Genomic DNA, 22,744 nt, shown 5'->3' on the forward strand with positions numbered 1-22,744 from the left:
GTGTCGGCTCAAAGTGCTTCATCCGCCAGGAGGGCAGAGAGTTCGTCGTCGCTCAAATTGCTGAAGTTGTCGGGTGCTTCGGCGGGTGCCGAGGGGGGCGACAGGTGTGCGAAGTCTTCTGCGTTTGCCGCAGTCGACGGATACAGTTGATCGATAATGAAGGTGCTCATAGCGCGAACGGTCGGGTAGTCGAACAGCAGCGTGGCGGGTAACTTGCGGCCGACGATGCTGGCCAGTTTGTTGCGCAACTCCAGCGCCATCAGCGAGTCCAGGCCTTCAGATTGCAGCGGCTCGCTGACGTCCAGCAACTGGCGTTCGTTGAGTGCCATGATGTCTCTGGCCACCCTGAGCACGAACTGCTCGATGTAGGTCTGGCGCTCCATCGGGGCGAGTTGATCGCAGTCACTGCGCAACGTGCCCAGGTCCGTCAGGTATTCGGCGCTCGCGGCGGTTTTTCTGATGAGATTGGACAGTAACGAGCGTTGCGCACGCTCGCTGACCGAACCGTGAATCCGGGTCCAGTCGATATTGATCACGGTAGGGTTAGGTTGCTCGGTGCGGGCCAGGCTCAATAACAGCTCAAGGGCCGTTTGAGGCGGCAGCAAATCCACTCCCGGTGCGCGTTGGAAGTTCGCCGCGCGTCCGGTGGTGTTGGCCATGCCTTGTCCGTCCCAAGGGCCCCAGTTGACGCTCAGCCCGGATAAGCCCATGGCGCGCCGGGAAACGGCCAGTTCATCAAGGAAAGCGTTGGCGGCGGCATAGTTGCCCTGACCCGGTGAACCGAACACGGTCGCCGCCGAGGAGAACAGCACAAACCAGCTCAGTTGGCGCTCCCGGGTGGCTTGGTGCAGCCACCAGGCGCCATTGGCTTTCGCCGCGAGCGGGGCCTGGAAGTCTTGCCAGGACTGGGAACCGAGCAAGCCGTCCCGCAAGATCCCCGCGCAATGAAAAACGCCATCGAGCGTTGGCTGCGTGAGGTCGATTTCATTGAGCAGGTCAGTCAGCTGCGCACGTACCGTGATATCGCAGGGCTTGATCAGTACTGATGCGCCCACGGCGTTCCAGCGTGCAAGGTAGGGGTCGAGCTTTTCCGTATTGACGGTTCGGGCTACGAGTACCAGGTGTCGAGCGCCTCGTTCTATAAGCAAATCCGCCAGACTCAGCCCGATCGCGCCCAACCCGCCGGTGATCAGGTAGCTCCGGTCCTGACGAAACACTGGGGGCGTCTTGTCGACCGGATCGCAGTCCATCGGCGCCAACCGGGCGATCTGGCGTGAACCGTTGACGTAGCGGATGTCGCCTTCATCGTCATCCAATTCGAGCTCGGCAAACAGGGTGTCGACGCAGGCTGACGGATCATTCGCGGCAACGGCGACTTGCTTGATGCGCGACTGGGGATGTTCTTCACCCATGACTTTGGCCAGTCCGCGCAGCATTGCCCAGACAGGAGCCTCATTCCTTGATGCGTAATCGTCCGGCATGGCAAAGGTCCAGTCCGGTTCGACGCCTTTGACGAGGCAGTACTGTTGAAGGGCGAGCACCGGCAGTAAAAGATCGCGTTGCTGCGTCTCCAGATCGTGATCGTCAGCCGCCGGCGTATCGAGGCCCTGGAGGTCGATCACCTGCTGAATCGAGTGTTCCTCGGTCAATGGATCGATCAGCGCAGCGAGGCCGTCCGGCAAATGCGCGATGTCGTAGCGAGCATACGAAGCGAGGTCGCTGTCGAGATCAGTGCCCAGGCACAGGCAACGAATGCCAATGCTGTGCAAACGTTGTTGCAGGCGTGCGGCATGGCCACTTCTGTCAGCCAGGATGACCCAGAGTTGGTCGGCGTCAAGGGCCGTCAAGCGCCGATGGTCGGTGGGTGTAGAGCAGGGTATCCAGTCGATCTGATAGGTCAGCGCCTGTTTGCGCTTGAGCGAGTCGATCAGCACGGATTTGGGCGCACGCTTGCTGCGCAACGCTTCGACCGTCACCACGCGCTCGCCGTGTTCGTCGTAGACCGAGATCCGATGGCTGTACGCTTCAAGTTCGGCAGCGCTGGCGTCGATCGGTGCCGGAGACAAGCATTCGACATGACACCACAGTGGGCCCTTGACCTGTTTGAGTACGCGCATTGCGTCGACGGCAAACGGGATGTAAATCGTGTCGCGTCCGGACAGGCTGAATTGCGCTTCGTAGGAAGCCGCCGCAGTGGTCTGGAAGAACGCGTCCATCAAACCGGGTGCGACGATGTAATCGCTTTCACCGGTCTCGGGCTTACGCAAGCGCGAAAGCGCTTCTCCCGGGCGCCGCCACACGTGCTCTACCCAACGGAAGCCGCCATTGAGCTCATAACCGGCCTGGGACATTTCGCGATAGAACGTCGGGCCGTCCAACTGCTGGTGCAGTGCCTGGCTCAGGTGTTGCGGGTCTATCGTTTGCTCGCCGACGGGTTGCTGGTTCGTCTGCGGGTTCAGGGTGCAGGCGAAGTTCTGCTGCCATGGGCCTTTATCACCTTCCGTCCGGCTGTACCCGGCGACGGCCACACACGCGTCCTGCTGTTGCGAGACGATGTACTGGAAGTGCTTGGTTTCGTCCGGTTCGAACACCATCGCACCGGGGAAGGTGATGTCGCTCAGCTCGTAGCCGAGCGCGATGTTCAGGTTCTCGGCAATCAGGGCCGTCATGGCCAGGTGGGTGGCACCGGCGATGACAATGGTCCCGTAGAGTTGGTGATCGGTAATCGGGAACGGCATGTCGGCGCCGAAGCGGGTTTGGTAGATCACATCGCCGGTGGCGCTGATGGTTTTCTCTCCCAGCTTCGGCAGCTCGGCGCGCTGCGCCACGGAGTGGGGCTGACGGGAAGGGAATAGCTGTGGGCCGTTCTGTAGTGGCCAGAAGTGACGCCGTTGAAAGGCGTAGGTCGGCAGAGTGACCCGTTGATAGGTGCGGGTGGGCACAAACAACGCTGACCAGACAGGTGTTATTTGGCGGCTGTAAAGCTCACCGAGGGACGTGAGCATTTGCGATTGATCGTCGGTTTTCGCCTTGAGGGAAGACAGCCAGCAGATTGGCGCATCCGACACACAGCGCCTGGCCATGCCGATCAATTGCGTGGCCGGCCCGATTTCCAGCCCGACCTGCGGCGCCAGCGCTGCCAGCGTGGTCAGCGCCGCATCGAACAGCACGGGGGCTTGCACGTGTTGAACCCAATAATCTGCGCAGGCGCATTCGTCGCCTAGGACCGTCCCGGTGACCGTCGACACAAAGGTCATGGACGCAGGCTTGAAGCGGATGCCTTGCGCCACACTGCGAAATGCCTCCAGCATCGGTGCCATCAAGGGCGAATGGAAACCGTGAGAGACCCGCAGTGACTGTGCGTCAATCCCGCGTTCGGCGCACAACTCGATCAACTGCGCCATCGCTTCAGAGCAGCCCGAAACCACGGTGTTGGTCGGGCCGTTATGGGCTGCGATCGACAGTTTGTGCGTGACATCGCCAAGAGTGTCCAGCAGTGCCTGAGTGCCGGGGCAATCGGCATAGACCACCAGCATCGAGCCTTTTTCACAGTGCTCGACCATCAACCGTGCGCGGGCACAGATGAGCCTGGTTGCTTCCTCGAGGGTCATTACGCCGCACAGACAGGCGGCGGCGTATTCACCAACGCTGTGCCCCAGGACGTAGTCAGGCATGACACCCCAGGCCATCCACTGTTTGCCCAAGGCATATTGCAGGGCGAAAAGCGCCGGTTGCGTGTAGTACGTGTCGTTCAACTGTTCGGCACTGTTGGCCCACAGCACATCCAGGATCGAACCCGCCAGATAAGGACGCATAAGCTGCTCACACTGATCCAGAACCTGTTTGAACACCGGGGCCTGCAGATAGAGCGCGCGTCCCATGCCCAGGTACTGACTGCCCTGGCCTGTGAACAGAAAGGCGACGGTGGCCGGGCTGTTACTGTTGGGCCGCGGTGTGTCGTCCGCTGGCAGCTGCAACTGCTGGCACAGCTGCTGCGCTGTGGTGGCGACGAACGCCTGACGGACCTCGAAATGCGAGCGAGTGGTACTGGCGCTATGGCACAGGCTGGCCAGATCGGGCTCATTACTCTGAAGCTGTTCGATGTACTTGTGCTTCAGTTCAGTCAACGAAGCCATGTTTCGCGCAGACAGCGGGAGCAGATAAGCCCCGCCTGCGTCGTCGGGGACGGCATGGGTGGGTGAGTCGGGGCCTGCGGCCAGCAACAAGTGAGCGTTGGTCCCGCTGAAACCGAACGAACTGACGGCGCCGATGGGCTTGCCATCCGTCGACGGCCACGGACGCAGTTGATCGGCGACAATGACGCTGGGGGTTTCACCCAGGACATTTGAGCTGAAGTGCCGATTGAGGTTTTTCAGGTGCAGGTTGCGGGTGATGGTGCGGTGTTGCAGCATCAACGACAGCTTGATCAGGCTGGCGACGCCGGCCGCGGCCTCGGTGTGACCGATGTTGGTTTTGACCGACCCTACGTAGAGGGGGTGGTGGGTGCCACGTTCGCCGTAGACCGCCTCGATGGAGCGCATTTCTATCGGGTCGCCCAGCGGTGTGCCGGTGCCATGCGCCTCAAGGTATTGCACACGATGGGGTTCGACCCCGGCGCGAGTGAGCGCCGCACGCATGACGCGCTCCTGGGCCGGGCCGTTTGGCGCGGTCAAGCCTTGGCTGCGTCCATCCTGATTGATGCTACTGCCCTTGATCACCCCCAGTACGTTGTCGCCATCACGCAAGGCATCGTTCAGCGGTTTGAGCAGAACCAGACCACAGCCTTCGGAGCGCACATAACCGTCCGCACTTTGGTCGAATGTCTTGCAACGACCATCAGGCGACAACATATGCGCCTTGGACAGGGCCACGTTCGTGTGCGGCGACAGGGTCAGGTTCACGCCCCCGGCCAACGCCACCGAACACTCGCCACTGCGCAGGCTCTGACAGGCCAGTGCCACACTGACCAAGCTTGACGAACAGGCAGTATCAATGGCGATGGCCGGGCCTTCCCAGCCCAGGAAATAGGCGAGGCGACCGGCATTGACACTGATCGAGTTCCCGGTAGCGAAATAGGCACTGGTCTCGGGCCCGCCCTGCGCATTGAGGACGTGGCTGTATTCATTGGGACCGCAACCGACAAAGATCCCGCCTTTCTCTACCGCCGAGGGTGTTACACCGGCGTGTTCCAGCGCCTCCCAACCGACTTCCAGCAACAGCCGTTGCTGCGGATCCATGCTGATAGCTTCTTGCGCGCTGATGTTGAAGAAGCTGTTATCAAAGCCGCTGACATCATCGAGCAAACCGCCCCAGCGGCTGTACATTTTTCCGGGCGCATCCGGGTCTGCATCAAAGTACTCATCGCTGTTCCAGCGTGCATTGCCGACTTCACCAATGGCATCGACACCCTCGACCAGCATCGCCCAAAAAGACGCGCTGTGATTCACACCACCCGGGTAGCGACAACCGATGCCGATGATCGCGATGTCCTGTTCGACGGAGGACGCGGTCGCCGGGATCGCGTCGCTCATCGCGGCGACGGAGGCGTGGTCCTTGAGCAGCGATACCAGGTAGGCGCCGAGTTGAGCAAGGCTCGGGTAGTCGAACAACAGACTGACGGGCAGGATTTCACCGGTCATTTTCGACAGCCGATTACGCAACTGCACCGCCATCAGCGAATCCAGGCCCATTTCTATCAGCGGCGAGTCGGCGCTGTAGTCACCTTTGACTTCGGTGCCCGAGACTTCGGCGATGCTGTCACGCAGCAAGCGTTCTATGGCTTTTTCCGGCGCCAGCGGGCGCATTCTTTCGACGTAGGCACGCAGGGGGGAGATGATGGTTTCTGCGTCCTGTGCCAACGCCGCCGACAACACCTGTTGGCCATAGAGCCTCATCAGCGCCGGGCTGGCGGGGTTGTGCCGCAGGGCTTCCAGAGCCTTGGGTTGCAGGTCGAGCACCACCGGAGTGGGCGAGGCACCCGAGAGCAGGCTGAAGAACGACTCAAGTCCTTCGACGGGGTCGAGAAGCGCCAGGCCCTGGGCGTGCAGCGCCGCGGAGGTGACGGCGTCTGCACTCGCCATGCCGGACCCGGCCCACGGACCCCAAGCGTAGCTGGTGGCGGTCAGACCTTGAGCGTTGCGGAAGATCGCCAACTCATCAAGGAAGCTGTTGCCCGCGCAGTAAATCCCTTGGCCGTAATTGCCGAATACCGCCGAGGCGGAAGAGAAGAGGGCGAAGAAATCCAGATTCAGCTGGGCAGTCAGTTCATGCAAGTGCCAGCCACCCAGCACTTTCGGCGAAACGACGGGTTCAGACGCCCCGGGTGCCAGGCTGTCGAGCCGGCAGTCGCTGAGCGCACCGGCGGCATGCACGACGCCGGCCAGGGGCAGCAGCGACTGGTCGCACTCGGTGATGAGGTCGCGCAGGGCATCGATGTCGTTGACATCCAGCGACAAGATCCTGATGTCACAACCGTGTTCCCGCAGACTGGTGATGAGGGTTTGTTGCCGCTCATCCAGGGTGGTACGCCGTGAGATCAACAGCAACTGACCGGCACCCTTGTGGGCCAGGGCCTGGGCGATCATCAACCCGAGTGCGCCGAGGCCACCAGTGATCAGATAGCTACGGTCGGCCTTGATTGCGATCGGCACTGACTGCCCGGCGCAAACCGCGTTCTCCAGTCGGCATTCGTAGGCATTGTCCCGTTCGAGGTGCACTTCGAACGGCACTCCGGTTGTAACAGGGGCCGCGAGCCAATCGAGCAGGCGTTGGGCGTCTTCGGCCAACGAACCGGATGACGACAAGTCGAGTTGGGCAAATTGCAGGTGGCTGTATTCCTGCGCGAGTGTCTTGGTCAGTCCGACACCACCGCTGTGAATGAGTCGTGAGGTCGGGCCCTGGTTGTAATGGGCGACGACAAAACGCGCCCCGGGCACCAGGCATTCTGCCGCGCAGATCCGGGTGCTGAGCGAGACGAAGCGCTCGATGTGCGCCATGGCGGCCCGGGCAACGTCAGCACTGGTAGGGGTCGCGACATATAGGACACCGTCAAACGAGAGGCCGGTTTCGTGCAGGCTCGCATCCAGTTCAGCGGGGAGCACTTTAGTGAAGGCGGTGTCCTGAACGGCGGCCAGAAAGTCGGCCGACTCACTGATCAGCAACCAGCGACCGATCAACGGTTGTGGGTGCCCGCGGAAACTGCCGGTGTCGTGCCATTGCCGGTAGAGACTCAGGCGCTGATTCGAGTGCAGGCGCGTCGCAGGGCGTTTCTTGCTCTTGAGCGGTGGTTTTGCTCCGCCGCCGATCCAGTAGGGTTGTTCATCGAGTACCTCGAACGGCAGCGCGAGCTTGCGTGCAACGACGTTGTTGGCGGGAATGCGCGAGAGCACACCTTGCACGTAGAGTCGGGCCAGATTGTTGCGCAGCACCCGGTTGTCTTCGTGCCCCTTGCGCAGAGAATACAGCGTTGCACGTGCATCGCCTGGCGGCAGGCTGCGGCTGGCCAAATCCACCAGGGTCGCGCTCGGTCCGATTTCCAGCAGCAAATGGTCGTGTTCGTGAAGCAACGCTTGCAGGGCGGCGTGAAACTCCACCGGCGCGGCCACCTGATTGACCCAGTAGGCGGCTTCGCACACCTCGTTTTCGACACGCCGGCCCAGGACGGTGGAGTAGAACGACACGGTGGGAGCGCTGTAGCGGATCTGCTCGGCATAACGACGAAACGCTTCGAGCATGGGCTGCATGAGCGCCGAGTGGAATGCCCGGGAGACCGACAAAGCGGTGTTACGGATGCCTTGTTGATCGAGACTGGCTTTGAGCTGCGCAACCACCGAGGCGTCACCGGAAATGACCACGTCATTGAGGGTGTTCTGGGCCGCCAGCGAAACCTGGCCGGCAAACGGCGCGAGCATCAGCTCCACAGCCTGCCGCTCGGCGTGCACCGCCAGCATGTCACCGGGCGACGTCAGTGCGGTCATCAGCTGACCTCGCTTGATGATCAGCTGCAGGCCGTCTTCAAGGGAGAAAACACCGGCGGCACAGGCTGCGGCGTACTCGCCCAGACTATGGCCGATCACCGCGGCGGGTTTGACGTCGATGCTTGCCCAGAGTCGGGTCAGCGCGTACTGAAGGCAGAAGATCGCGGGTTGGGTGTAATCGGTCTGGCTCAGTTCTGTCGTGCGACTGCCCCACAGAATGTCTTTAATACTGTGGCCGACCTCGGCGATGTAGAGCGTGTCGCACTGATCGAGGGCTGCCCGGAAGACAGTCTGGGTGGCGTAAAGACGTTCTCCCATCCCGGCGTACTGGGCTCCTTGACCCGAGAACAGCATGGCAACGGCCGGGCGGCGCAGCGGGGTGATGCCATGGTGAACATGCTCGGATAATTCTCCCGCGGCAAATTGCGCAAGTAGTTCACGTGCATGGTCTGCTGTTTCGGCTACCACCGCGAGCTGGTGTTTTCCGGACTGACGATAGGCGTTGCTGCTATTGCAGACATCAGCAAAAGGCAGCGGGCTCTCAAGCAGGAACTCGCTCCATCGGCGACTCGTTTGCTTCACGGTTTCAGCCGTGGAGGCGGCAAAGGTGAGTACGCCCGAGGCGGGATCCGCTTCGCCGGTATCGGTGTTTTCCTCGGCCGATGACAGGATCATGTGGACATTGGTGCCGCTTAACCCGAATGCACTGACACCGGCGTAATTGAGCTCGTCGGTTTGTGGCCAGGCACGACTTTGCGTGGGAACCACGAGCGTGTTATCGCCCCAATTGATATGGGGGTTGGGCTTGGAAAAGTGCAGGTGGGGCACAATTAGATTGTGCTTGAGCGAGAGCGTCAACTTGATCAGCGCGGCGATGCCGGCGGCCGATTCCAGATGGCCGATGTTGGTCTTGACCGAACCGATGACCAGTGGAATATCGGACAGGTCTCGGCGCAAGGCGCGCGACAGGGCGTTGGCTTCAATCGGGTCGCCCAGCGGGGTACCCGTGCCATGGGTTTCGACATAGTGAATACGGGCGGCGCTGACTCGGGCGTCTTTCAGCGCCCGTTCGATCACTTCTTGCTGCATGCGACCATTGGGGGCCGTCAGTCCATTGCTGGCGCCGTCATGGTTAACGGCCGAACCGCGGATGACCGCGTAGATATGGTCGCCGTCCTTGCGAGCTTGCGTCAGCGTCTTCAATACGACGACACCGCAACCCTCGCCACGCACGTAGCCGTCGGCCTCTGCATCGAAAGTGCGACACAGGCCATGATGGGACAAGGCTTGCATCCGGGATAAGCCGATGCTGTTTTCCGGCGCCAGGATCAGGTTGACCCCTCCGGCCAGGGCCATTGTCGACTCGCCGGAACGCAGGCTGTTGCAGGCCAGATGCACGGAGAGCAGCGACGAGGAGCAGGAAGTGTCCAGGGCAAGTGTCGGACCATGGAAGCCAAACAGGTAGGAGACACGACCCGCCGCGACACTAGGCGCATTCCCCAGGCACGCATAAGCATCTATGTTTTCGGGGGCTTTCTGATCGATGGCCAGGCGTGCGTAATCACTGGTGCTCATCCCGAAAAACACACCGGTCTTGCTGCCTTTCAACGCGTCCAGATTCTGGTTGGCGTTACGCAGTGCTTCCCAGCAGACCATGAGCAACAGGCGCTGTTGAGGATCCATCAGATTGGCTTCATGGGCGGGAAGCTTGAACAGTTGCGCGTCGAAATGATCGACACGGTCAATCAGCCCGGCATGCTGGCTATAGATTTTGCCGGCAATGTCGGCGTCCGGATGGTAATAGTCTTCGGCCGACCAACGTTCATCCGTGATATTGCGAACGGCGCAGTTACCCGCTTCGAGCAATTTCCAGAATGCGTCGGGCGTGTTCGCTCCGCCGGGGAACCGGCAACCGATCCCGACAATGGCGACAGGCTCGTTGATGCCAGATTGCAGATGTTGGACTTTCTGCCTGAGATTGAGGATTTCGGAGACAGAGTTTTCCAGAAGCTCCTTGATTCCCGAAGTTGTAGTGTCTGTCGATTTCATTGTTTTAATCTCAAGAAGTTAGCCGTCACCCGCAAAAGGGCGAGTAAAAAAGTGCTGCAAATTGCCAAACCGTGACCACGAGCCAACCTGCAGCGAAAGAGGCCGCACATCGATGGTCAGCGCTTATTTAAATGGAGTGGTTCTTTCAGGAGCAACGCAGCTCGATACTTAAGTCAGCGAGTGGTCAGATAGTTCTGGCCGCGTGTTATCACGTGGCCGGCGTCAAACTGTGTGGGTGTAGTAAGCTCTCAAGAAGTTCTGCCATGCCCTGTTCATCCAGATGCAAGAAAGCCGCGTTGTGCCCTGCGGGCTCCTCGGCCGACGTTGGCACATAGGCCCTGGCGGTATCGGCCACATAACCTGCCAGTGAATCAGGGGTGGGCCAATGCCAGGCGATCGTCGAATCCAATTGCACTTTTGAAACATGGGAAAGTTCAGCGGCGAGTTCAACGGCGTCGATTGAACTCAATCCCATTTCAGAGAACGGTGTGTCGATGGAAATCGATTGACTCTCATCGTAATCACGTTCGGTCAACCAACTGGAAATCCAGTTTCCAACAGTTTCACGCGTGACTGACGATAAGGCCGGGGGCGCGTAAGTCAGAGGGTCAAGTGCATGCTCGTTCATTCTGTCACTGCTCCATGTGTGAAATAGCATTGGTGGTAAGGTGAGCGTTACAGGCGCCCGGGTGATTCAGGGACTGGTGTGCTGCGCCGAAAAAGCAACGAGTTGCTTGTCGATCAGACGCTGGCGTATGACCCGCCGGCGCTTCTTGCCACTTGAAGTTTTTTCAATGCTTCCTCGTGGGCAGAAATGAACCCGACTCAACAACGCATCGTGAGTGTCTAGAACCGCCAACGTCAGGGTTTGCTGTTTTTGCGCGCGCTCACTGTTGTTGTCATTGGCATCCCCCTCAAGCACCAGGTGAAGTTCCATCAAACCCGTGTTGCTGTTTTCCATCGACAACAGCGCACTGCCGGAGGCGCGGACAAAGTCAAAACTCTCGATGGTTTCTTCAATGTCGTCCGGGACAATGTTTCTGCCGCCGATGATAATCAAATCGTCCTGGCGGCTATAAAAGTAGAGTTCCTGTTCATGGAAAAACCCTAGGTCACCTGTGCGCAGACGACAGTCTTTCAGTTTGGCGAGGGTGGCCTCCGGCATGTTCAAGTAACCGGGCGTCAGGCAATCGCTCTCGATGTTAATTTCGCCCAGCTTGAGTTCCGGTAACGGGCGATCATTCGCGTCGCGCACCGTAATGCGATGGCGAGCGTTGGCTTGTCCTGATGAAACCAGTTCAATGCGATCTTCATCTTCACTGGCGGCGAGTTTCACATCACCGTCGGGACTAATGCTGACTATCAGAATCTTGAGCTCACCCAGTTTACTGCAACTCGCGCCCAGACTGTTTTCAGCCATTCCATACGCTGAGTGAATATGTTCCGGCAGCAACTTCAAAGGCGAGAATCGCTCCCTGACCTTTCTTAGTACCAACGCGCTGATTTTCTCTGCCGAGATGTAGAGGTGCAGTCGGGACAGATCAATTTGTTCATCACCATATAAACGCTTCACCGTTCGAAGTGCCGCCACCAGCGCCGAATTGGTGATGAAGCTCAAGTCTGCCTGTTTCTCTGATAGCAACTTGAACCAACGCGCCGGATTGCGCATGTAGTAGTCGGGTGTCGCGAGCAGATGGTTGCAAGCGGCGTAGATGGGCAACAAGACGCCGGTAAACAAGCCCATGTCATGATGAATCGGCGTCCAGGAGGCACTGTTTTTGATGGGGATACCGTGCCTGCTGGCGTTGTGGGACAGCTCGATGTGCCTCAACTGATTCATGATCATGTCATGGGTGACAATGATGCCCTTCGGGAAACCGGTACTGCCGGAAGAGAACTGAATGATCGCCATGTCCTCTGGCTGGACATCTGCACCCAGCGGCAGTACTTCCACGCATTGAGGGTTGAATGTGGGCTCCGAGTGAATCTCAAGACCCGTGCGTGAACGCCATTGCTCGATGTCCTCGGCCGTGATTGCACCGTCGCACAGCACCAGTTTGAAGCTGCAAGAGCTGTCACAACTGGCGAGGAAATCCGCGTAGTTCAGATATTTGCCCGATTTGGTTCTGAGGGGGACCGCCACCAGGTTCAATCGCCAGCAAGCCAATAGATAGCCGACCAGTTCGATACTGTTGTTCAGGACCAGGCCCACCCGGTCCTGCCGCCGCAGTCCCTGACTGGCCAGTTTCGACGAGCAGGTATCAACAATCGCACCTATTTCGGCAATCGTGTACGAGCAATTCGTATCAGCGAACGTCCAAACGGCATCGCCTTGGGTCATTGCATGGCTGAATCTATGATTGATGGTCTGCATTTTCATTCTCGCAGGCAGTCGGTCCCAAGCAAACTCGGGGTCGTTGGCGGTAGGGGGGTTAAAAGTAAAAGTCTAGTTTTAACTGAATGCGGTCATTGTTATTAAACTGTCCGAATAGTCCATTCTTATCGCCGTAAAAAACATCAAGTCCGACGGTTCCTTTAATGTTTTTACTCAGCTTCGATGTGTACTGAAGACGAAACAAACCATCGCCATCATTATTGTTGGTCAGCCATCGGGCTTCAAAACTGTCTCGTTGGTGCAGCAAGTCCTTTCGGTAGAGAAAGGTCATGATGCTGTCGACTTTCTTGCGTGGCAGGTACTCGGTGGTCTCACCCAGGATGCTTTGATAGAACTGAGCACTGAATACACTTTCTTCTACGCCATAATAATCAAGTCCCAAGACGTAACTGGTGTCGTTGGTCTGGAATCGTCCGTTTTCGCTATTCAGGTCGTAGTCGATTACCGAGCGGTGAGTGGTGTGGGCCAACTCGCTGCGCAAGACGAAATCATTAATTGAAGTACTGGCACTGCCACCAAAGGTATGGGTTCTTTCATAACGCTCGCGAACAACAATCACCGGGCGCGTACCCGCCATGGATACTTGAGTTTCGAAGAACGGAGCGTCGTTGTAGTGATACATGTAGTTGAGCGAGAAATCCCATGACTCAACGCTGGTTGTCAGGGCCATGCCGACGTCAGAATCTTTAATGGGCCGGTCGGGGCGTTCGGCGCGACGTCGCTCAACGGGCAACGTCAACCCGGGAGGTGCCTGGGGTATCAACCGCCGCGAACGAATGGCGAATTCGCCTTCGTTGTAATTCGGAAAGTCGGTGTAGGTCTGGTCGGGGATCCACAGCAATTGCAGATCAAACTGGCCCACCGGCACCACGATGTTGGCCATCCATGTCGGGATGCGGGCTTCTTCGGGGTCTTCGAGGATGAACTCGCGGTAATTCATGGGGTTGACAATATCCAGCACCGTGACCCCATCGGCCTGGCCCCACACCACTTGTTGTTTGCCGAGAATCAGCGTTCCGTCTTCACCCAGGGTGTCTCTGAAATAGAGTTCACGCAGTTCGAACTGAAAAGGATAGTTGTCATAGATCTTACGGCCATCGTTGATGGGCGAGAGCGCGGTTTGATCGGGTTCTCCTGGCTCAAGTTGGCCACTCATGTTCCATCTGATGCGGGTGGATAACAGAAAACGGGCATCGGTGTCGGTTTCGTAAGACAGCGCGTTATAGAACCGTGTTTCTGACTTGGAGAGCTTGTCGACGGATATGTTTTCAGCAGTCTGGTATGAAATCTTCGAGTCGGAGTTGAACTCTCCGGCGAGCGCAAGTGCAGGCAGCGCTGAAATAGCGAAGACGAATGGTTTGAACATGAGCACGCCTTAGATCGAAGTATTATATTTTTAATCGTTCACGCGGAAATGTCGCAATGGTTGCGTTTTATTAAAGCTGTCTAGTTATTTAATTGCCGGGCCAAGAGCGGCCGGGAAACGCACTAAAGATGGGCGTGAGGATAGGACTTGATGTTTAGGTTAGCGCTCAAGAAAAACATCGCCGTACGGAAAGCGGTCGGGAAGAGCGCTTCACAGAATTGGCGGAGAGATAAAAGTTGTGGGCTGAAATCCATTACTGCGTCCATGCGTTATCAGTCGAAGAGTGGAGCTCTCGATCAGTAGCGAAATGCTATCAGTGCTCGCGTTGTAACTCAACAAGTGTGATTCGAAATTTTTTTTTGCTAAACACGATTCATCTGTCCTAAGGGACAGATGAATAAGGTGGTGTTTTATATGGTGTTTTTTTAAACTTGGAACGATCGTTTCATGCTTGCTGGTGTTAAATATTCTAAATATTGTGTTGCTCAGATGTGTCTAAATGTTTCGGCGGCATGTTTTTCTGATAACTCGAACTAACGTGCCAAGACACGCTTGACTCTGTCCTGCGGGACAGACTCTATGATTTTCTCGATCCTGAACAGAATGGTTCTCTTCCAGAAGAAGGAGTTTCAGTGAGCAAGTTATGTCTGGTCACGGGCGCCAATGGGCACTTGGGCAACACCTTGGTCAGAGCATTGCTCAGTCAGGGCTACAGAGTCCGAGCCGGAGTGCGTGACATCGGTAACACGGCGCCCTTCGCGGGGCTTGATTGCGAACTGGTCTATGCCGAATTGCTGGACGGGCTTGCAATGCTCAAGGCATTGGACGGTGTCGACGTGCTGTTTCAAGTGGCGGCGGTTTTCAAGCATTGGGCCAAAAGCCCGGAAACCGAGATTGTCGAGCCCAATGTGCGGGGGACACGTAGCGTGTTGGAGGCCGCTGCACGGGCGGGCGTCAAGCGTGTCGTCTATGTCAGTTCCGTCGCCGCGGTTGGTCATGACGGCAGTGCTCTGGATGAAGCGCATTGGAATGACGAGGCCGAAAATGCCTACTACAAATCCAAGATTCTCTCCGAGCAAATGGCCTGGCGGACCGCCAACGACCTGGGGCTCTGGATGGTGTCGGTACTGCCCTCGGCGATGGTGGGGCCAAACGCGACCCAACTGACCGATACCATGGGGTTTCTGGAGTCAGTCAAACAGCGTCAGGTCCCGCTGGACCCAGGGTTCCATTTCAATTTCGTGGATGTGCGCGACGTGGCGGAAGGTTTGATTCTGGCCGCCGAAAAGGGCAGGGGAGGGCAGCGCTATATTCTTGCGAATGAGCGCTCATCGTCGCTCGCCAACCTGATCGAGGCCGCCAATGCGCTTTCGCCGGGTTATCGCCAGCCACCGCGAGCCCCGCAGTGGCTATTGGTCTGCATTGCCTGGATGCAGGAACGGGCCGCGCAACTGACGGGCAAGCCTGCCCAGTTACTGCTCAGCCAGGTGCGCCTGTTCCATAACGTTCGGCAGGAGTACAGCATCGTCAAGGCGAAGACTGAATTGGGGTTCAGCCCGCGACCGCCCGAAGAGGCGCTGATGTCAGCTTTTGTTTATCTGGGCAGGCGATCGACTCAGCCTTATGAAGAATTGACGTCGGTGCAGGACCGAACAATGAGTTCATCTCGCCTTTGAGCTCGATCAAATGAAGGTCCAGCGCCTGTAACTCAGCGATTTTTTCTTTCACTTGCTGACGCTTGGCGTTGACGGCTTCGTTTGCCAGCGCCAAAGGAAAGGCTTTGAGCTTGTTTTTGGCGCTGATCAGGGGACTCATCTCTGCCAGTTTGAAACCGGCAATTTGTGCTCTACGAATGAGGTGGACGATCTCCAGATGGTGAGCGTTGTAGGTCCGGTATCGACCGTCGCGTTCCGGCTCGTTTATCAAACCCATCTGTTCATACAGTCGAATGGCTTTTGGTGTGCAGCCGGTCAACTCGGCGAGTCGTCCAATGAACATGCTTAAATTCCTTTTTTAAATGCGTTAAATGCCTCGTACATTTGATCGCCAGTCAGCCCGTAACCGTCACAACAGCTAGCAACAAAAGTTTAGCGTGAATCCGCACCTTGACGAGGGCGGGGGGATTTTTCCCGAATCCGACCCCGCTGATTACGAAACTGAGGGATTCAGTATTGAAGAATTTGGCCTATGGGGGCGGCAGAGATCCAGTGGCGGCGTAGTCTGGAAAAGACATCATCGACTCGGTCGGTGGATGTTCGTATGTTGAAAACAACACGGCGCTGAGTCGATCGCCCAACAGATTCCAGGTGCGCTTCTTCTCTTCGGCATAGTCGTGATGCAGGTAATGGCGCCTCACCCGCGAGCCGGCCAGTACATGATTTTGGCAGCGGTCGATGACGTCCAGGCTGACCCCCAAGGCCTGCAACATGGTCGCGCCCGTACGGCGCAGGTCATGCGGCGTCCAGTCGCCGTTTTGGCCGTCGGCAAGCACCAGCGTGTCGTCATTACGCCGTCTTGACAGCGCCTTGCGGTTTTTGAAGCGGGCCTGGCGATCGCCGACCTGCTTACTCACCACTTTTACGTCCACATGCCCATCATCCTGCTTGTTCGGAAAGCACCACTGGGAATCTCCCGTCAGGGTCTTGAGTTCCTGAAAGAAATGTAGCGCGAAGGGCGAGAGGAAGACATGGTGGTCCTGTTTCTTGCCCCGGGAGCCTTTGACGTTTTCACTGGGGAGGAACCAGGTCTGCTGTTCCAGATCCACATTTTTCCATTCGGCCTGCAGCAACTCGCCAATCCGGCACAGCGTGCCCAGGCTGATCCAGAGCGCGAGCTGGGTTTCCTTTTTTAACGGCCGAATACCTTCGTACTTTTGACCGGCGGGGAGGGCGTGGTAATCGGCGGTCATGTGTTGGAAGCGGTTGTGCAACTCCAACAGCTCCGCCGAGGAAAGGATCCGGCTTCTTTCTGCTTCGTAGTCGGCAGGGATAAGGGGGGAGATGTCGACCAGTTCCGTCGGATCACCCTCAACCAGTAACGCCCACCAGGGTTGGCGCTTTCTGGCCCAGCTGAACATCTGGGTGAGGTCGGCGAAAAAGCTGATGGCTTGCCGGTGAGCGCCGCGGCTGAGGACCGCCCGGATCAGCGCCCGAATATCGTGCTCGGACACACTACTCACCGATGTTTTGCCGAGTGCCGGGTATAGGTCCTTGTTAAAACGTCGTTGCAACTCGGCATTGCCGTCTTTACGCGCGACGCCATCCAACAGCCAGGCCTTGGCCATATCCTGGACGGTTAGTGTTTGCACCTTCGTCGACTTTTCCTTTTCGGCTTTTGCATTCGTCGCGGCATGCGCCTGTGCTTTGGCGGTTTTCTTTTGCTCGTTGGGATTGATCTGCTCATCGATGAGCGCACGTGCCTGGTTGCGTGCTTTACGGATGTCCGTCAGGGATCTGCGCGGCCAGGACCCGCAGGCGTACTCTTTGTTCTGATCGCCCCAGCGATAACGATAGAAAAGCTGACCGACACACCGTCCTTACGGACTGAGATTCGACCAGCTAGATTGCCATCCTCCCGGAGGATTCGGCCGGCATCGTTGGGAGTCAGCGACTCGAGTTCTTTGATGGTGATTTTGGCCATAAAATGGGTTCCCCCTACTTTTCCCCCCACAAAAACGTCGGCTCTTGATGGGCGTTACTGGACTCTCGTAGAGCAGAACACCGCTGGAGCTCAAGTAAATACTAGCTTAGAAAAATCCAGAGTAAAATTTTGGAAGCTTTCAAGAAGTATGAAAAAGAAGATGGGGTGCTAGGGGTCGAGTGTTCGAATCACTCCGTCCCGACCATATAATTCAAAGGGTTGCGAGATTTTATCTCGCGACCCTTTTTTATTTTTGGTCGTTTTTTTCCCCACAAAACCACCGGCTCTGGGTGGAATCCTCACGGCTTCCGCGTGGGCGGACGCAGGCTTTGGTGCTCACGCTTGCAATATTGACCAGAATGATTCCGGCAATGATAAGGGTGATTTCTCCTGCAGCAGTAAAACTGGGAATCTGTTGATATCTGAAGGCCGCAATCACAGTGATGACTGTTGACCAAGGCCGGGCCACGTAGAGGTATTTAATGACATGGGCAGGTCCTTCTGAGCCAGCCCCAGCCCATACCCACCCACCGAAATAAGCACTGGAAACCAGCGTGCAAAACCTTGGCTTTCCTTTAGGGCGATAGTCGCCTGGTTAATACGCACCTCTCGTGCCAGAGCTGCTACATACCTCAACCCAATCGGCGGATGCACCTGCCAGCAAGTAGATGCTGTGGCGGAGATTAGGCGAGCAACGCTTCCAGGTTTTTTCATCGCATGCGTTATGTCTGTGAGATAAGTCCTTCTCAATGTGTATTGCTTGGACGATGCAGTAACCGCGATTTCTCACCGAGCGGAAAAGGTTATCTCCTCTAGCGGACTTCTTGAACTTCGCTTGTAGCCTGCTGAGGCACATCGCCAGCCCCTTATAGTGGTCAAGGTTTTTGTTTAGCTTTTTGGCAATTGCATCATTACTTACTATCCGTTCTCTGCTGCCTATTAACAAGTCGAGTACTGCGTACTCCATCTTGGTTAGATTAATAGTTGTTTCATTGTTAATAAGTAATCGCAGAGGCTCGACTAGCACCCATGTATTTGAGCTTTGTGCGCGTATTGCGTTGAACATGCTCTTTTCAATGGGGGCATGCGCCTCGAAAGCGGAGAGTCGTCTGGAGGGGGGCGTATCGATATTCATCTAAGTGAGGCTGTTTCTTTGTTGTATTGCTCTTCCGCTAGCTGGCTCGAAATGTAGAAATTCCGAGGTCAGCGGAGATGGCGCAGTGCAATGCGGAGTGTATTTCGGTTAAAACCGGCTAATTTCGGTGATGATACGTTTCAGCAGTCATAAAATCTTTAAAAATGATCGAACGTACGTTCGTTTTGATAAGGGGGATTAACACGAAAGGCCTGGAACCTCAGCGAAGCAGTTGTTGCTAAGTGCGGGACTCGGATGGAATCAAAACGACTAGATCCGTATCGCCTACGTCGACACCCGCCTGCGAAAGCAGAGTTGTAACCTGGCCTCGATGATGGGTCTGATGGTTAAAAAAATGCATGACCAGGCTGTAAAAATCCTTATCGGACACTACACCCTTCATGTTTGCCTAATTGAAGGGGCCATTGAGCCCATTTGATGATTATTCGGTCGAGCCATTCTCGATACGCTGAGAGCTCTCGAATCAGAGCACAACAATTGATCGAGGCGATTCGGATCAGAAAGCTGCCTCGGCAGCTCCAGTGCCAAGTGGTTCGTTGGATGCTTGGCGAATCGCTTCAGCCAGATTACATTGCCCCCACCCGTTGGCTCGCTGACGTTAACCGAGCAGATTCGTCAGCTCCGCAAGCGCCGATCTAGGAAAAACCCCGCAAAAACAGCCGCTTCCAGATGGATGGCTGATTGTGTAACTTGTTGATACAAATATGAATCTGTATCATTTAGTTTCATCTAAAGGGTGCGAGGGAGTGCATTGCCCATATAAAAATAAGGTCAAGGTAATGCTCAAAATGCTACTCGTGTATGGTCATCTGATTGCCACCTGTATTGCTCTGGGGAGGGTGTTACAGGCGGATCAAAAGCTATGGAGCTGGCGCAAGGATGTGTTGAGTGAGATGCAGCGTGAGTATCTCGACGAGACCCAAAAAATCGTCACGCTCGCGCTATTGGCTCTTTGGGGAAGTGGCTTGCTGCTGGTGCTAGAGGGTTACCTCTATGAGGGGAGCGCGTATCTGCTCAATCAAAAGCTCTGGGCCAAGGTGAGTGTTGTCGCGCTGCTTAGCCTCAATGGTGCTTTGTTGCATCGGATCGGTTTCCCGCTGCTGCAGAAGGCCCCCTTTGTCTTGTTACGCAACTCCGGTCGCACTCGCCTGGCTCTCTTGGGCGCTCTCTCTATGAGCAGCTGGCTATTTGCTGCTTTCCTGGGGGTAGCTCGAGCGTGGAATCACGTACTGCCTTACTTGCATGTGATGGGTGCTTTTGCTCTGTTCTTGTTGGTTGCCTGTGTAGTGGCGCTGATAGTCGCCAGTGCAGCGGGCGTCAGGGGAGATGCGAGTTCAAACTGTCCTCTATAAGTGAACAATGTGCCGCCGCTAAGGCGGCACAGGTGGATCAAGAGGTTGAATACTCGATATACAGCCTTTCGAGCGCCTCTTGGTACTTATCTCCCTTTAACGTTTTTTTCAGCACTGCCAGGGCTTCGAGCGCTGAAGCCGCAGCCAGTGCCTCGTTTTCTCCCCGGTAGGCGGCGCGCAGCCTTGCTGCTGCAATTATCGATTCTTCAGTCGTTGGCATGTGATTGCCCTCGAAGGATTGAACCTCACTGATAGTCGCAACCCTCAACGATTTCAAGTCCAGGGTGAGCGCTCCACCGAAAGGCTTTGGCCTGTTCAATGAAGGCGACTCCCGATCAGCTTTGCACCGCACCAATCCCACCCATTGCCACCGATTTATTCTGAACGGTCTTGTACAGCAGGCTGGACACCATGAATCCAACAATGGCCAACAGGCTCATCAAGCTGAAGACATAGTTGTAGCCTTGCTGACCCGGGAAATGGTCGAGGATTGCGCCGTAGATGACGTAAGCGAACATGCCCGGTGCGTAGCCGATCAGGCAGCCGATACCGAAGGCTGACCCGGTGATGTGCGAAGGGATGCCGACTTCACCCATGGGCGCCCAGAACACGCCGCGCATGGAAAACACAATCAGCGCGAAGGACAGTGTGGCGGCCATGCCTGCGTAGATAAAACTCGGGCTTTTCGGGATCAGCAGGATGACGCCCATCAGCGGCAGCAAGGCCAGGAATGCCCATTTCAGATAGCGGCTGGTGCTCTTGAATTGCTTGTCGGCAATGAAGCCACCGGCGGGGCCACCGAGGATTTTGAGGAAGTACTGATTGATGATGCCGTAGGCGCCCACCAGTGCCACGGGCAGCCCGTACATTTCCTTGAGGTAGGGAATGAAATAGGTCAGGCCGCAGTAGACGATGTAGACCATGAACACGTTGAGGCTGACCAGCCAGATACCCGGCACCTTGATGGCTTCGAGCAGGTTCGCCAAACCGTTCTTCGGCTTGGCGATCGACTGTGCGCTGCCGCCCTTGAGCAGGAACCAGGTCAGGGTTCCGGCCAGAATGTCGATGACCGAGTAGAAGAGGATGGCCGATTTCAGCCCGGTTTCACCGGAGCCCATGGCGACGAAAACGCCCAGCGCCGAAAAAGCCACAAGCGTATCAATGACGCCACGCCCACCTTCCAACAGTCCAAACAACCGACCCTGTTCCTGATCGTCACCCAGGTTGCGGATGGCTTTGAGCAGCGAGGGCCAAAAGAAGCAATCGGCGCAGACGGCCAGCAGGCTGAATACGATCAGCAGATTGCTGAAGGGCGGAAAGGTCGCCAGATACAGCCCCAGGCCGCCGGTACCGATCAGGCCGATGGGAATCATTTTGCGCGTGTCGTAGCGGTCGGCGAGCATGCCGCCGACGACAAACAGTGCAGTGGCGATGATGGCGTTGGCGCTCAGCAGCAGGCCGATTTCAGTGTGGCTCAAGCCCATGAATTCTTGCATGGGGATATAGAAGGCGTCCTTGAGGTTCGCCAGTTTGTAGATGGTGCCACCACCGAGGATGAGAATCAGGAATCTGAGCCATTTGGCCTTGTCACGAGTTGTCATTATTGTTCTCCAGGCGTAATCAGGTAGTAACGTCAGGTTCAGGGATTAACGCGGTTGGCCAGGGTCAACTCGGCCAGGGTTCGGAACTCGGCCAGCAGGCCTCGTACATAAGCGACCTGGTTGTTCGCCCAACGGTGTTCGTCGGCGAGCATTCGTTCGAGCGAGTAGCCGTCCGGGAGTGGTGTGTCACTCATTTCCCGGTACGCAATGAATGGATCGGCAGCCTCAAAGGTCTGGCGGAACGCCGGGGCGACGTAGTGGTTTTCCTGCTCAAGAATGAACGCGATCACTTGTGGGGTTGCGTCGCCGAGCATCAACAGTTCGAACAGCATGCGGGCGCTTGGCAGGTCGTCATCGTCGCTGCCCTGCAGCACGCCGTAATGGCCGAAACCGTTGTGCTCGGGGACGATGCGCACACCCTTGAGGTGGGTCTGGCGTATGTGCGGTGCCAGGGTGCGCAGCGCCGGTAGTGGCTGTTCGCAGGCGTTGATCATGTTGCCGAAGTCGAACAAGGCGTGCAGCCGTGGGTGGTTTAGCCGGCTCAGCAGTTGCGCGATCTCGGCGCTCTTGAGTTCCTCATGCTGCTCGAAGTCGAAGAACAGATCGTGTTCATCGGCCTGCTGCGCGAGGTAATGCAGGTCTGACTCGATCACGTCCATGACCCGGGACAGCGTCCCCTCGTAGCGTGAGTAAACGCGGATGTTGCGAACCCCAAGCGCCTTGGCAATGGCGATCACCTGATCGACATCTTTTTTCAGCGTGCTGCTGATTTCCAGGTGCACATCCAGTGCGAGGGCATTGGCCTTGTCGGCAAACGCTTGCAACTGTGCGGGCGTCATTTGGCTCAGGCTGTTTTCTTCGCCGTCGAGCAAGTGCAGGCTCAGACCCTGCAACTCGTGGCGATAGGCGAAATCCAGCAAATCGGCTGGCGTGACACGGCCATGGGTGAGGTTGGTCAGCAAGGGATAGGCATGAGCAAACAAGCGCATCTGCCCGAGGTGGTCGAGCAGTTGGCGGGCCAGTGCTTCAGTCAGTAGGGGAGGTGTTCCTGCCTCGGCAGCCTTGTGGCTGAGCAAGGCATTGAATCGCTCTTGGATCTTATTGTTCATTCGAGTCGTTCCTGGTCAGACGCCGGGTCTACCGGCGCAGCCTTTATCGCGCCAGTCAGGAACTCTCGATAGATCCATTATCAGTTAAATCATAAGACCAC

Annotated in this window: 10 protein-coding genes and 4 pseudogenes; 2 read left to right on the top strand and 12 right to left on the bottom strand. The window is 56.9% G+C overall.

Annotation, left to right across the window (positions count from 1 at the left end):
• Positions 1-8: 8 nt before the first annotated feature.
• The 4 genes from ACQKPC_RS06270 to ACQKPC_RS06285 form a co-directional block, all read right to left on the bottom strand.
• A complete protein-coding gene (locus tag ACQKPC_RS06270; RefSeq protein ID WP_427623634.1) occupies positions 9-10,025 on the bottom strand; it encodes an SDR family NAD(P)-dependent oxidoreductase in 10,017 nt (3,338 codons plus the stop codon).
• A 208-nt stretch (positions 10,026-10,233) separates the two neighbouring features.
• Entirely contained in the window at positions 10,234-10,653 is a 420-nt protein-coding gene (locus tag ACQKPC_RS06275; RefSeq protein ID WP_008072395.1) for an acyl carrier protein, read from the bottom strand.
• A gap of 66 nt (positions 10,654-10,719) precedes the next feature.
• Positions 10,720-12,399: an AMP-binding protein gene (locus ACQKPC_RS06280; protein WP_008072394.1), complete on the bottom strand. Its 1,680-nt coding sequence runs from the start codon at positions 12,397-12,399 to the stop codon at positions 10,720-10,722.
• Positions 12,400-12,457: 58 nt separating this feature from the next.
• On the bottom strand, positions 12,458-13,786 hold the full coding sequence (locus ACQKPC_RS06285) for a DUF1302 family protein (RefSeq protein ID WP_008072393.1): 1,329 nt from the start codon (positions 13,784-13,786) through the stop codon (positions 12,458-12,460).
• Positions 13,787-14,418: 632 nt separating this feature from the next.
• Here ACQKPC_RS06285 and ACQKPC_RS06290 point away from each other — a divergent pair.
• On the top strand, positions 14,419-15,462 hold the full coding sequence (locus ACQKPC_RS06290; protein WP_008072392.1) for an NAD-dependent epimerase/dehydratase family protein: 1,044 nt from the start codon (positions 14,419-14,421) through the stop codon (positions 15,460-15,462).
• Between the two features lie 13 nt (positions 15,463-15,475).
• On the opposite strand, the pseudogene ACQKPC_RS06295 reads toward ACQKPC_RS06290, so the two are convergent.
• From ACQKPC_RS06295 to ACQKPC_RS06315, 5 genes and pseudogenes are all read right to left on the bottom strand, one after another.
• Positions 15,476-15,784, bottom strand: a pseudogene (locus ACQKPC_RS06295) (MerR family transcriptional regulator); the annotation flags it as partial.
• A 187-nt stretch (positions 15,785-15,971) separates the two neighbouring features.
• Positions 15,972-17,425, bottom strand: a pseudogene (locus ACQKPC_RS06300) (tyrosine-type recombinase/integrase).
• Positions 17,426-17,753: 328 nt separating this feature from the next.
• Positions 17,754-18,067, bottom strand: a pseudogene (locus ACQKPC_RS06305) (DMT family transporter); the annotation flags it as partial.
• The gene (locus ACQKPC_RS06310) at positions 18,021-18,560 is read right to left on the bottom strand and encodes a winged helix-turn-helix domain-containing protein (RefSeq protein WP_427623635.1); all 540 of its coding nucleotides are present in this window, start codon (positions 18,558-18,560) and stop codon (positions 18,021-18,023) included. The gene ACQKPC_RS06310 and the pseudogene ACQKPC_RS06305, both read right to left, overlap by 47 nt.
• 238 nt (positions 18,561-18,798) lie before the next feature.
• Positions 18,799-19,157 (bottom strand): annotated as a pseudogene (locus ACQKPC_RS06315) (DinB family protein); the annotation flags it as partial.
• Positions 19,158-19,360: 203 nt separating this feature from the next.
• On the opposite strand from ACQKPC_RS06315, the gene ACQKPC_RS06320 reads away from it, so the two are divergent.
• Positions 19,361-19,933 carry a hypothetical protein gene (locus tag ACQKPC_RS06320; RefSeq protein WP_427623636.1) on the top strand — a complete coding sequence of 191 codons (573 nt, stop codon included), beginning with the start codon at positions 19,361-19,363 and terminating at the stop codon, positions 19,931-19,933.
• 37 nt (positions 19,934-19,970) lie between these two features.
• Here ACQKPC_RS06320 and ACQKPC_RS06325 read toward each other — a convergent pair whose 3' ends face one another.
• The 3 genes from ACQKPC_RS06325 to ACQKPC_RS06335 are packed head-to-tail and all read right to left on the bottom strand — an operon-like array spanning position 19,971 to position 22,643.
• The gene (locus ACQKPC_RS06325; protein ID WP_427623637.1) at positions 19,971-20,252 is read right to left on the bottom strand and encodes a hypothetical protein; all 282 of its coding nucleotides are present in this window, start codon (positions 20,250-20,252) and stop codon (positions 19,971-19,973) included.
• A gap of 16 nt (positions 20,253-20,268) precedes the next feature.
• The gene (locus tag ACQKPC_RS06330) at positions 20,269-21,534 is read right to left on the bottom strand and encodes an MFS transporter (RefSeq protein WP_427623638.1); all 1,266 of its coding nucleotides are present in this window, start codon (positions 21,532-21,534) and stop codon (positions 20,269-20,271) included.
• Positions 21,535-21,572: 38 nt separating this feature from the next.
• On the bottom strand, positions 21,573-22,643 hold the full coding sequence (locus tag ACQKPC_RS06335) for a sugar phosphate isomerase/epimerase family protein (RefSeq protein ID WP_427623639.1): 1,071 nt from the start codon (positions 22,641-22,643) through the stop codon (positions 21,573-21,575).
• Positions 22,644-22,744 lie beyond the last annotated feature (101 nt).

This window comes from Pseudomonas sp. NPDC089918, from assembly GCF_050280605.1.
GTDB lineage: Bacteria > Pseudomonadota > Gammaproteobacteria > Pseudomonadales > Pseudomonadaceae > Aquipseudomonas.